Annotated in this window: 9 protein-coding genes; 8 read left to right on the top strand and 1 reads right to left on the bottom strand. The window is 40.1% G+C overall.

Annotated elements, in window-relative coordinates; genetic code table 11:
* Positions 1–35: 35 nt before the first annotated feature.
* Positions 36–413, top strand: coding sequence for a CU044_2847 family protein (locus ACQFX9_RS15020; protein WP_427162726.1), 378 nt, complete (start codon positions 36–38; stop codon positions 411–413).
* A gap of 104 nt (positions 414–517) precedes the next feature.
* Here ACQFX9_RS15020 and ACQFX9_RS15015 read toward each other — a convergent pair whose 3' ends face one another.
* Complete coding sequence (locus ACQFX9_RS15015; RefSeq protein ID WP_427162725.1) at positions 518–1,162, bottom strand: hypothetical protein; 645 nt, start codon at positions 1,160–1,162, stop codon at positions 518–520.
* Positions 1,163–1,810: 648 nt separating this feature from the next.
* On the opposite strand from ACQFX9_RS15015, the gene ACQFX9_RS15010 reads away from it, so the two are divergent.
* The 7 genes from ACQFX9_RS15010 to ACQFX9_RS14980 all read left to right on the top strand — a co-directional run bounded on the left by ACQFX9_RS15010 (position 1,811) and on the right by ACQFX9_RS14980 (position 11,076).
* Positions 1,811–3,088: a serine hydrolase gene (locus tag ACQFX9_RS15010; RefSeq protein ID WP_427162724.1), complete on the top strand. Its 1,278-nt coding sequence runs from the start codon at positions 1,811–1,813 to the stop codon at positions 3,086–3,088.
* Positions 3,089–3,438: 350 nt separating this feature from the next.
* On the top strand, positions 3,439–5,946 hold the full coding sequence (locus ACQFX9_RS15005; RefSeq protein ID WP_427162723.1) for a PAS domain-containing sensor histidine kinase: 2,508 nt from the start codon (positions 3,439–3,441) through the stop codon (positions 5,944–5,946).
* 393 nt (positions 5,947–6,339) lie between these two features.
* Positions 6,340–6,702, top strand: coding sequence for a four-helix bundle copper-binding protein (locus tag ACQFX9_RS15000; RefSeq protein ID WP_103140554.1), 363 nt, complete (start codon positions 6,340–6,342; stop codon positions 6,700–6,702).
* A gap of 215 nt (positions 6,703–6,917) precedes the next feature.
* Positions 6,918–7,715 carry a hypothetical protein gene (locus tag ACQFX9_RS14995; protein ID WP_427162722.1) on the top strand — a complete coding sequence of 266 codons (798 nt, stop codon included), beginning with the start codon at positions 6,918–6,920 and terminating at the stop codon, positions 7,713–7,715.
* 352 nt (positions 7,716–8,067) lie between these two features.
* Positions 8,068–8,634 carry a COP23 domain-containing protein gene (locus tag ACQFX9_RS14990; protein WP_427162721.1) on the top strand — a complete coding sequence of 189 codons (567 nt, stop codon included), beginning with the start codon at positions 8,068–8,070 and terminating at the stop codon, positions 8,632–8,634.
* 6 nt (positions 8,635–8,640) lie between these two features.
* Positions 8,641–9,432 carry a S1 family peptidase gene (locus ACQFX9_RS14985; protein WP_427162720.1) on the top strand — a complete coding sequence of 264 codons (792 nt, stop codon included), beginning with the start codon at positions 8,641–8,643 and terminating at the stop codon, positions 9,430–9,432.
* A 36-nt stretch (positions 9,433–9,468) separates the two neighbouring features.
* Positions 9,469–11,076 carry a trypsin-like peptidase domain-containing protein gene (locus ACQFX9_RS14980; protein WP_427162719.1) on the top strand — a complete coding sequence of 536 codons (1,608 nt, stop codon included), beginning with the start codon at positions 9,469–9,471 and terminating at the stop codon, positions 11,074–11,076.
* The last annotated feature ends 36 nt before the right edge of the window (positions 11,077–11,112 follow it).

The raw sequence follows: 11,112 nt of genomic DNA, 5'->3' as shown, positions 1-11,112 counted from the left end.
AGATAACGTAAATACACTTAAAAGCCGAGGTTGGGATGTCGAATATAGAACGTTTGGTTTTTGAAGAGGATGGGGAACTCTATACAATCCTGTTTGAGTCAAAAGAGACACCGGACAACCCAGAAATTACTCCGCCAACAGTAGAAGACGATAGAGAATCTTATGGCTTTCGGGAAGAAGCCGTGATCAAAATTCAGGAAGTCCACAATCAGATTAGGGCTTACACTAAATATGCGATCGGTGCTTTTAAAAATTTAGGTGCGGCTGAGGTAGAGGAAGTTACCCTGAAGTTTGGTTTAAAGATTGGTGGTAAAACAGGTATTCCGCTTCTGACTGAAGGATCGGCAGAGAGTAATTTTGAAATTGAAGTTAAGTGTAAGTTTCCCAACAATCAGCAAAATAGCAGCACTTGAGGTGAATATTACATCTATTTCTTAGACAATAATGGAAGCGCGCCTTTCACACACCATCATTGCAGTTCAACTCCTCTCTTTACCCAATCCCCAATCCCCAATCCCTACTTATCCTCCAACAACTGATTAACCTGTTGTCCACGACGACCAACTTTAATTTCATAGCGGCGAGTTAAATTATCTTGATAGTTCATATCTCTAGCCGCCGCCGAATTGACAAACGCATCACAATTTTTACCTTGAACCACCGTAGAAGAACTACTTCTACGTTCTTCTGTACTGTTGCTGCTAGTGTCTTTAGATTGGCTTTGATTTTCGCTACCTCTACTAGCACCACTACCACTAACACCAATACCAAAAATGCTCACACCACCGCCACCGCCATCATTATGGCTACTAGCAGAACTAGAACGAGTGCTAGTAGAGGTAGCTAAAGCAATCTTGGTATTGCTACTGCTGGTGTTACTACCTAAACCAACATCGCTACACAAAGCACGAGGGTCTTTTGCTAAGGTGTTGGGGTCAACCCATGACTGATGGTCGCCTAAACCTTGAATTTCACTATTACCTACGGGATTACTAGTAGGTGAAGGGGTGTTGGGTTTAACATTACCAACGGCACTGGGAACATTACCTGGCTTGAAAACACCCGATGGCTGAATGTTAAAAGGCCCTGCGAAAGCAGGAAATGTACTAGTCAAAAGTGCGGTAGCGGTCAGTAAAGAACCTGTTAAGTAACGTAGTTTCATGGTTATGTTCCTCAAATTTCAGTGTTAACGTGTAGCTTGGGTTTTAACCCTTCACTGAATCTATAGGTTGAACATGATTTTTTTATGCAGCCAGTTCTTTGACTGTTAACCCACTGAATTTTAGATTTTGAATTTTGGATTGTTTTTGGTGCAATCCCCGCGCCTTGTAGCGGGTATAAATTTAAAATACTCGTGGCATTGTGTCCGCTACGCTAACATCAATCCCAAATCCTCAAACTGCATCTGTTATGGGTACAGTCAATCTAAAATTCGTCTTGGAAAGTTCTGTTCGGAGGAAACCTCCACTTAGACTTTCCGCAAAATCTAAAATCTAAAATTGGTTGACTTCTCTGTTTGAATGATTCGCCAGAGTTACCAACTTATGACCTGCTCATAAAAAAGCGCAAGTTGGCAACTAATTGTGTCATGTTTCATTGTAATCTGAGAAGGACTGATTTAGTGAGTAAATTTCCGTTCAAGAATGTCGCTTTGCTATGGGAATTAGAGATTGGAACTATTTAATTTAATGAACGTCTCGATGCCAGCAAAGACATAAAGGTACAACCTTGTTGTATCTTTTTCCGGAAAAACGATCACACACCAGAAAATCTGGCACATACACCTTACTGCTTCTTACGACTCACACGCATGAAATCACCTCTTGTCCTACTCAGCTTAATCAGCGCAGTCCTTTTATCTTCTCCTGTAAATGCAGCTAAACTGCAATCATGGAATTTCAATCCCACTAAAAATCAACTGAGCATCACCACTGATTCTGATGTTAAACCACAGGCATTCTTAATTAATAATCCCACCAGAATAGTAATTGACCTGCCACAAACCACCTTTAAAAGCGATACAATCCGCAGAAACTTTGGTTCAGCAGTCAAAGAAATTCGTATCGGTAAAGTTGATAATAACACTGCCAGAATAGTAGTTGAGTTAGCACCAGGTTATACAGCTTCTCCAGACAAATTAGTGATTAAAGGCGAGTCTCCTTCTAACTGGATTCTCAACTTAGCGGCAATTGAGAGAAGCGATAATCAAACCGTTACTGATGGGGAAGAAAAAGTTGCTATCCCCGTAACTAATAATTTCACATTCGCTGGTGTTGTTCCTTTAAATAAAGAAATTTCCCAACTTGATACTGAAATTAAAAGATTGATGTCTCGTTACAGTTCTCTTTCTCCGGGGATGTTTTTCTTAGATATGGAAACAGGAGAATACTTAGACATCAACGGCGAGAAAATATTTCCGGCTGCTAGTACAATTAAATTCCCCATTTTAATCGCATTGTTTCAAGAAATTGATGCTGGTAGAGTCAGCCTCAGTGAAACTCTGGTGATGCGGCGTGATTTAATGACAGGTGGTTCAGGAAATATGCAGTATGGGAGACCAGGGACTAAGTTTAGTCTTTTGGAAACTGCAACAAGAATGATGACTATCAGTGATAACACTGCTACCAATATGGTGATTGATAGATTGGGTGGCAAAAATAAATTAAATCAGAGATTTCGCAGTTGGGGACTGCAAAATACTGTGATTCGCAATCTGTTGGGTGATTTTAAGGGGACTAATACAACTAGTCCTAAAGATTTAGTGCGGGTAGCAGCTTTAATTGCCAATAATAAATTATTGAGTAGCACTAGCCATGACAAAGTTATGGCTATTATGGTGCGCTGCAAAAATCGGAGTTTATTACCTGCTGGACTGGGTAAAGGTTCAGTAATTGCCCACAAAACAGGTACATTAGGTAGAGTTTTAGGTGATGCGGGGATTATCGAAACACCTTCAGGCAAGCGTTACCTAGCTGGTATTATGGTGGCTAGACCTTTTGGTGATGCTAGAGCTAGAAGTTTTATCAATCAAGTTTCCCGCTTAGTCTACGGCTACATAGAACAGCCTATATCAGCTAGACAACCTTGAGGAAATTACTCAAATCTGGAATTCTCTGAACTAGTTTAGTTTATACATACATATCGGCAGTGGCATCCGTCACTGCCGATTATTTATGCGTATATTTTTTCAGCAAAGTTATTGTGATTAGCAGTAAATGAAACATCTGATTTGGGAATAATACGGTGAGTGTAGTGAATGAAAGGAGTATTGAAATTCTGCACAAACATTAAAAGTATTGGCAAAAATCTGAGGACTTGGCTTGGAGTATTCCCAGTCTGGCGTAGCATCTTACATCAACATTATTTTTGCCAAAACGACGGCAGATATTGTCACCTCTATTTCATCTAGTACCGTAGTCATTGGGGGGTCATGCTTAAATGTATGCTGAAGCACTAGAACAGGAAATCATCCTTCTAAGACAAGAAAATGCTCAATTACGGGATAAATTAGTCGCATTTGCCCAAGAATCTAGTGCAACTATTACTAAACTAGAACAGGAATTACAAGAATCTCGGCATTTTTTGCAAGTAGTTTTAAATACATTACCTCAAGGGATTTTTTGGAAAAATCGGGACTTACAATTTTTGGGATGTAATGAACGTCTGGCCAAAGATGCTGGATTGAAATCATCAGCAGATATTGTGGGTAAATCTGACTTTGAACTAAGTTGGCATGAATTTGCAGATAATTATCGACAAGATGACGCAGATGTGATTTCGAGTCAGATTCCTAAGTTGGACTATGAAGAACAACAAACTAGGAAAGATAGTAGCAAAGTTTGGCTAAAAACTAGCAAAATTCCTTTGTGCAGTAGCAGTGGAGAGGTAATTGGTGTCTTTGGTTTTTACGAAGATATTACTCATCAAAAGATCACAGAAGATGAGCGCGATCGCTTCTTCGATATGTCAGTAGATATACTTTGTGTCGCTAGCTTAGACGGCTATTTCCAGCGCATTAACCCCGCCGGCGAAACAATTCTTGGCTATTCCCAAGCCGAACTACTATCAATATCTTTTATGGACTTAGTTCATCCAGAAGACCAAGCATCTACATTGGCAGAAATGGAGAAACTCAGCCAAGGAGTGCGGGTTTTTCGCTTTGAAAATCGCTATCTTTGCAAAGATAATTCCTATCGCTGGTTATCATGGACTTCAGCAATTCATGATCATTATATTTATGCTGTAGCCAGAGACATTACCGAAAACAAAATCGCAGAAGCGGCACTCCGCCAACAAGAAGCCCAGTATCGGAGTATTTTTGAGACTGTCAGTGATGGAATCAGTGTCATGGATTTAGATAGTGGCAAGATTGTTGCTGTCAACCCTGCTTTTTGTCAGATGCACGGCTATTTTCAAGCGGAGATTTTTAACTTAATTCCTACAGATTATATTCACCCCGATTGTTTTCAACTATTTGGGGAATTCTTAAAAACAGTCAATGCTGGTGGTGTTTTTCATGGTGAGGGTATAGATATACGCAAAGATGGTAGTTGCTTTGATGTCGAAGTTACAGGAAAACTTTTTGATTATAACGGCAAGCCTCATATCCTAACATTAATCAGGGATATTAGTGAACAGCAAGCCGCGCTGCGAGAAAGTCAACAAGCTGCTGCCGAACAAGCAAGATTACTTGCAATTTTAGAAGCGACCCCCGATTTTATTGGTATTGCTGACTGTTCTGGGAATGCCCTCTACTACAATCAAGCCTGGAGACAATTAAAAGGTATTAAGAATCTAGAAGATATCAAAGGAAAAACTATTTCTAATAATCATCCTGATTGGGCAAAAGAAATCATTTTCAACCAAGGCTTGCCAGAAGCAATGAAAAAGGGGATTTGGAGGGGTGAAACAGCAATTTTTGATAAAAATGGACAGGAAATCAGTGTTTATCAAGTGATACTAGCCCATAAATCAGCTAATGGCGAAATAGAATATCTTTCGACGATTGTACGTGATATAACTGAGCAGAAAGCGGCTCTTCTTCAACGTCAACAAATGGAAGCCGAACTAATTCAAAAAAACCAAGACTTAGAACATACCCTGCAAGAACTGCAATGTACTCAAGGTCATATGATTCAAGCAGAAAAAATGTCTAGTTTGGGACAATTAGTTGCTGGAGTTGCCCACGAAATTAACAATCCTGTTAACTTTATCCACGGCAATATTAGCCATTTAGAAGAACATACACGTGATTTATTAAATCTAATCAATATATATCAACAGAAAAACTTAGCTAATGATCCAGAACTGTATGAGTTCATGGCAGAGATTGACTTAGAATATATTCAGGATGACTTACCCAGAATCCTACAATCTATGCAAATAGGTACACAACGCATCCGTCAAATTGTCTTATCTTTAAGAACTTTTTCCCGCATGGATGAAGCTGAATTCAAAGCTGTCGATATTCATGAAGGTATTGACAGCACCTTGATGATTTTGCAGCATCGTCTTAAAGAACAATCGGAACGTCCAGCTATTCAAGTTGTTAGGGATTACGGTTCTTTACCTTTAGTCGAATGCTACGCTGGACAGCTTAATCAAGTATTCATGAATATTCTTGCTAATGCTATTGATGCTTTAGAAGAAGCAATGGTAAAAAATCACTATATATTTATTAATCCCCAAATATGTATTAAGACTGAGATTTTAAACAAAAATTTAATTTCTATTTCCATTGTTGACAACGGGATAGGAATGTCAGCAGAAACTCAACAAAAGATATTTAATCCATTTTTTACAACTAAACCAATTGGTAAAGGTACAGGCATGGGAATGTCTATTAGTTATCAAATTATTGCGGAAAAACACGGGGGTAAACTAGAATGTCACTCTACACCAGGGAAAGGTACTGAATTCATCATAGAAATTCCAGTACGACATTGAATATATCAGTATTAAACAGTAGGTAGTTGAGCAAAGCAGGTATGAGAGCTTTCATATCTGCCAATAATTCTATTTACAGAATTGTCAACAAAAAATCACTCTGAAGCTGATCAGATTTTAGTCTGATTGTGGGTTTGATCTACCGCTAGGTATAGGCTGAGGAAAACCACACCTTTCAACTAGAGTTTAGAAGCATGATTGCACAACATTTCCACTATAAATAGGCATAAAAATGTGTAGATTATTCAATAAAATCCGGTAATTTTATCGGATTAAGTAGGTTTATAAAAAATCCCAAAAATAGACTATTGACGACTACAAAAATTGAGATTAATGTTATGGTTAGTTCCTTTATGGAATCTTCAAAACATCAAACAATCGGAGGTATTTCCTATGATGATGATGATGGCTGAATCCATGACTGCTGAAATGCAAGCCTGCATGAAAGCCTGTATGGACTGTCAGAAAATGTGTATGGAAACCATGACCTACTGCATGAGTAAAGGCGGTATGTACATGGACATGAGCATGATGGGCATGATGCGTGACTGCGCGGAAATGTGCATGATGTGCATGAACATGATGATGGGCGGTTCCGAGTTCATGGGACGCACCTGTATGCTATGTGCAGAAATGTGCGATCGCATGGCGATGACCTGCGAACAAATGAAAGACGACCAAATGATGATGGATTGTGCAATGGCTTGTCGCAAATGTGCCGAAGCTTGCAGATCCATGCAAATGATGCCTGCATAATATAATCTCAAAACTTAGCAGAAGTTTAACTGCAACCTAATTTTCAAACGCTCAGACTTTTGTTAGTCTGGGCGTTTGATGTGTTTGGGGATTGGGGATTGGGGACTGGGTGGACAAGGTAGACAAGGTGGACAAGGTAGATTATATTTCTTATGCTCAATGACTAATGACTAATGACTAATGACTAATGACTATTGACTATTGACTATTAACTAATGAAACACCTAAAGTCCCGTTCTCAAGATTTGCGGAGTTTGTTTGAGAATAATATCACTATTGAATATGTAGCAGAATCTTTAAAGGCTGTACCAGCAGAAGCAGATGTAATGGAAGTTTTGCAATGGATGCAAACACAGGATTTTGATGTTGTGGGAATTGAGACGGGTAATATTATTACAGGTTACATTGAACGGGCTAGTTTAATATCAGCTACCTCTGGAAAGTGTAGTGATTATCAACGAGTTTTCCATCCTAAAGAACTCATTGCTATTTCCACACCATTAATGAAGTTATTACCTATTTTACAAGATACTCCTAGATTATTTGTCCTTGACTGCAATCAAGTAAGTGGAATTGTGACCTGCGGTGATTTGCAAAAAGCACCAGTGCGAATGTTATTATTTGGTCTATTTACTTTAATCGAAATGAACTTATTGAGGTTAGTAAGAATTTATTATCCTCAAGATACTTGGCAAAAATTTCTCAAACCCGAACGTGTAGAAATAGCTCAAAGATTATGGCGAGAAAGTCAGGAGAGAAACGAAGCAACCGATTTATTAGACTATCTGCAATTCTGTGATAAACGCGAGTTAGTTTTACATCATCCAGAACTTTTACAACAATTAGATTTGAAATCCAAACGCGCAGGAGAACGCTTTTTAAAGTCTGCGGAACAGTTACGCAATAAATTAGCCCACGCCCAAAATTTAGCTAGTGGTTCTTCTTGGAAAGATTTGATTTCTCTAGCCGCACAGATGGAACAGTTATTAATTCGTTGTGAGGAAATAGAGTGAGGGGATTGGGGATTGAAAGTTCGTAGTAAGGACTTTAGTCCTTATTTAAGAGCTAAAGTTCTCACTACCAACCCTTAATAAAACAAGAAGTGCGATCGCTCCTCATCTACCAATACGCACTGACTTTCTTTATAATTTTTTTATCAAAAATCCTGATTTTTACCGATATATTCTTGTATTTTTCCGAAAAACGGTAACTTGAACTTGTAGCAACCTCTATAATAATACTTAAATTTAAACTGAAGCTTTAATTCTTACTCCCCTTCCCTTGTAGGGAAGGGGTTGGGGGTTAGGTCTAAAATCCTGTTAAAACAGCCAAAAAACCTACTTTCATTCCTAATTGCTTAAATATATGCAACTAAGGTCACTGAATCACAGAGTCACAAGCATAGCAACATCTACCATCATCTCCGCTTTAGCCGTGGGAATCACCCTCACCACCAACAGCCAGCCGAGTGAAGCAAGAGCAAACAGATTTTTCTGCACACGGGAAGGGGGTGTACCTGTCACTAAAGTACGCACCTCACGGGGAAATCAAACCCTGATTCGTTGGGTTGCTAACGACTTTAAAAAAGTCTCCCCAGCACAACGTTGTCGGATAGTCTCCGCCAGATTTCAACGCCACTACGATAACGGCGCACTTTTCATTACCAGCCGCGATAACTTTAACGGCTACCCAGTATTGTGTATTTCTAACCGCCGAGGCGCACCTTGTACAGCAGACAATATATTAGTCACCCTCAAACCTGGAACTGACACCGGTAGAGTTTTACAGCAAATGCTGAGTTTGCGCCGAGATGCAGGGGAATCAGTGATTAATTTAAGTGGATGTCAAGCTTTTACTTATGACGAAGGTGATGTGTATGTTGATGTCAAGCAATTTCTAGACGGTAAAGACTGTAGTTCATCGACTCCTTAATATTGCATGAACTGGCGGCTCAAACACAAAATGATTTATCTGGTGTGCTTGCTGATTTGTCTTGGTGGTGTTTCCTTAGCACTCTCAAAACAGCAAAGCGTTTCTAGAGAGTCTACCAGAGTAGAGCGACCTAATCGCCTTTCTGTCGAGCAATTGCAAAAATTAGCTCAGACTATCACCGTCAAAATTACCACATCAGAGTTACTAGGTTCAGGAACTCTACTACAACGCCAAGGTCAAATTTATACAGTAATTACCAATGCTCACGTTTTGAGAGCCGCTAAATCACCCTATCAAATTCAAACACCAGATGGGCGTGTATATCAAGCTACCGTATTGCAGATCGCCGATTTGCAGCAGGATGATTTAGCCGTGCTGCAATTTCGTAGTCCCGATATAGTTTATCCAATCGCTAACCTCCCTGATAAGTCTCGTTTGCGAGTCGGGGATGAGGTGTTTGTGGGAGGATTTATAGCCAATTTAGCAACTCAAAAGCAGTCTACTCCAACTAAAACTCAGTTTATTTTTACCTCTGGAAAAGTCACTTTATTATTAGACAAAGCATTAGAGCAAGGCTACCAGATTGGATACACCAATGATGTGCGTAAAGGGATGAGTGGCGCGCCATTGCTGAATATACATGGTGAAGTTGTGGGGATTAATAGCTTACATAAAGATCCCCTGTGGGAGACACCGGCAGTTTATCAAGATGGTTCGCAACCAGAACCTCACTTGCAAGAACTAATTACCCGTTCTAGTATGGCTGTACCGGTTAAATCAGTGAACAGTGAACAGTGAACAGTTATCAATGTTGATATGTGAGGGGAATCAATCATGAGGGTTACTGGTGTACTATCGGCATTATTATTAGGTACAGGAATCGTCATAGTGCAGCCAGTCGCTACAGCATTGACACCCTCAGAAATTGCTAATATTGCTCGACAAATTACAGTCCGCATTGATGGCGCAAATACTGGCTCAGGGGTGATTATTGAGCGTCAAGGTAATGTTTATACTGTTGTGACTAACTGGCACGTAGTCCAACTTCAAGGTAACTACACAGTACAGACACCAGATGGTCAAAGATATACATTCAATAACAGCCAAGTAAAACGATTTCCTGGTGTTGATTTAGCTGTGTTTCAGTTTACAAGTAATACAAATTACCGTGTCGCCGAAAAGGGAAATTCTGACCAAGTAGCATTAGGGACAAATATTGCTGTAGCGGGGTATCCTCAAGGAACGTCAGACATTGATTTTCGTAGGGGTGCAATTTCTCGTCTGGTGTCAAACCCAAAGGATGGTTATGCTTTTGTGTATGACATCGGTGGTTTTCCTGGCATGAGTGGGGGAGCGATACTTGATGAGCAGGGTAAATTAGTCGGCATTCACGGAAGGGCTACGACTCGCCCTGATACGAATGCTACTACTGTATTGGGGATTCCGTTGAGGATTTATTTAAGTCTTGCGCCATCTGTGCAGGCGGTGGCTACTGCGCCATCATCTGCTAAGTTTACTCTAGTCAAGACGCTGATTGGACATTCCCAAAAAGTGCTTACATTAACCGTGTCCTGGATTAATCTTCAATTCATAGAAGGTAGGGTTATTTCAGTCGCCTTTAGTCCAGATGGCAGAACTTTAGCTAGTGGTAGTTGGGACAAGACTATCAAAATCTGGAATATCGCCACAGGGCAAGAAATTCGTACCCTCAATGGTCATTCTCAAGGTGTTTATTCAGTCGCCTTTAGTCCAGATGGCAGAACTTTAGCTAGTGGTAGTTGGGACAAGACTATCAAAATCTGGAATATCGCCACAGGGCAATTAATTCGTACCCTCAATGGTCATTCTGATTTGGTTGAGTCAGTCGCCATAAGCCCAGATGGCAGAACTTTAGCTAGTGGTAGCCAGGACAAGACTATCAAAATCTGGAATATCGCCACAGGGCAATTAATTCGTACCCTCAATGGTCATTCTGATTTGGTTGAGTCAGTCGCCATAAGTCCAGATGGCAAAACTTTAGCTAGTGGTAGCCAGGACAAGACTATCAAAATCTGGAATATCGCCACAGGGCAAGAAATTCGTACCCTCAATGATCCTTCGGTTATTTCAGTCGCCTTTAGCCCAGATGGCAGAACTTTAGCTAGTGGTAGCCAGGACAAGACTATCAAAATCTGGAATATGTCCACAGGGCAATTAATTCGTACTCTCACTGGTCATTCTGATTGGGTTAATTCAGTCGCATTTAGTCCAGATGGCAGAACGTTAGCTAGTGGTAGTTGGGACAAGACTATCAAAATCTGGAATATGTCCACAGGGCAAGAAATTCGCATCCTCAACGGTCATTCTCATTGGGTTAATTCAGTCGCATTTAGTCCAGATGGTAGAACTTTAGCTAGTGGTAGTTGGGACGCGACTATCAAAATTTGGCGGTTGTCTGATTAGCTATTTAATTTGAGATTTTGGATGTTATCCCAATTA

This window comes from Aliinostoc sp. HNIBRCY26, assembly GCF_050235535.1.
GTDB lineage: Bacteria > Cyanobacteriota > Cyanobacteriia > Cyanobacteriales > Nostocaceae > Trichormus.
The sequence above is the reverse complement of the archived record's forward strand: the minus strand, read 5'-3'. Positions and strand labels throughout refer to the sequence as shown.

Coding starts and splice junctions, on each gene's coding strand:
- ACQFX9_RS15020 (WP_427162726.1), top strand. CDS start 36: ATGTCGAATATAGAACGTTTGGTTTTTGAAGAGGATGGGGAACTCTAT.
- ACQFX9_RS15015 (WP_427162725.1), bottom strand. CDS start 1,162: ATGAAACTACGTTACTTAACAGGTTCTTTACTGACCGCTACCGCACTT.
- ACQFX9_RS15010 (WP_427162724.1), top strand. CDS start 1,811: ATGAAATCACCTCTTGTCCTACTCAGCTTAATCAGCGCAGTCCTTTTA.
- ACQFX9_RS15005 (WP_427162723.1), top strand. CDS start 3,439: ATGTATGCTGAAGCACTAGAACAGGAAATCATCCTTCTAAGACAAGAA.
- ACQFX9_RS15000 (WP_103140554.1), top strand. CDS start 6,340: ATGATGATGATGATGGCTGAATCCATGACTGCTGAAATGCAAGCCTGC.
- ACQFX9_RS14995 (WP_427162722.1), top strand. CDS start 6,918: ATGAAACACCTAAAGTCCCGTTCTCAAGATTTGCGGAGTTTGTTTGAG.
- ACQFX9_RS14990 (WP_427162721.1), top strand. CDS start 8,068: ATGCAACTAAGGTCACTGAATCACAGAGTCACAAGCATAGCAACATCT.
- ACQFX9_RS14985 (WP_427162720.1), top strand. CDS start 8,641: ATGAACTGGCGGCTCAAACACAAAATGATTTATCTGGTGTGCTTGCTG.
- ACQFX9_RS14980 (WP_427162719.1), top strand. CDS start 9,469: ATGAGGGTTACTGGTGTACTATCGGCATTATTATTAGGTACAGGAATC.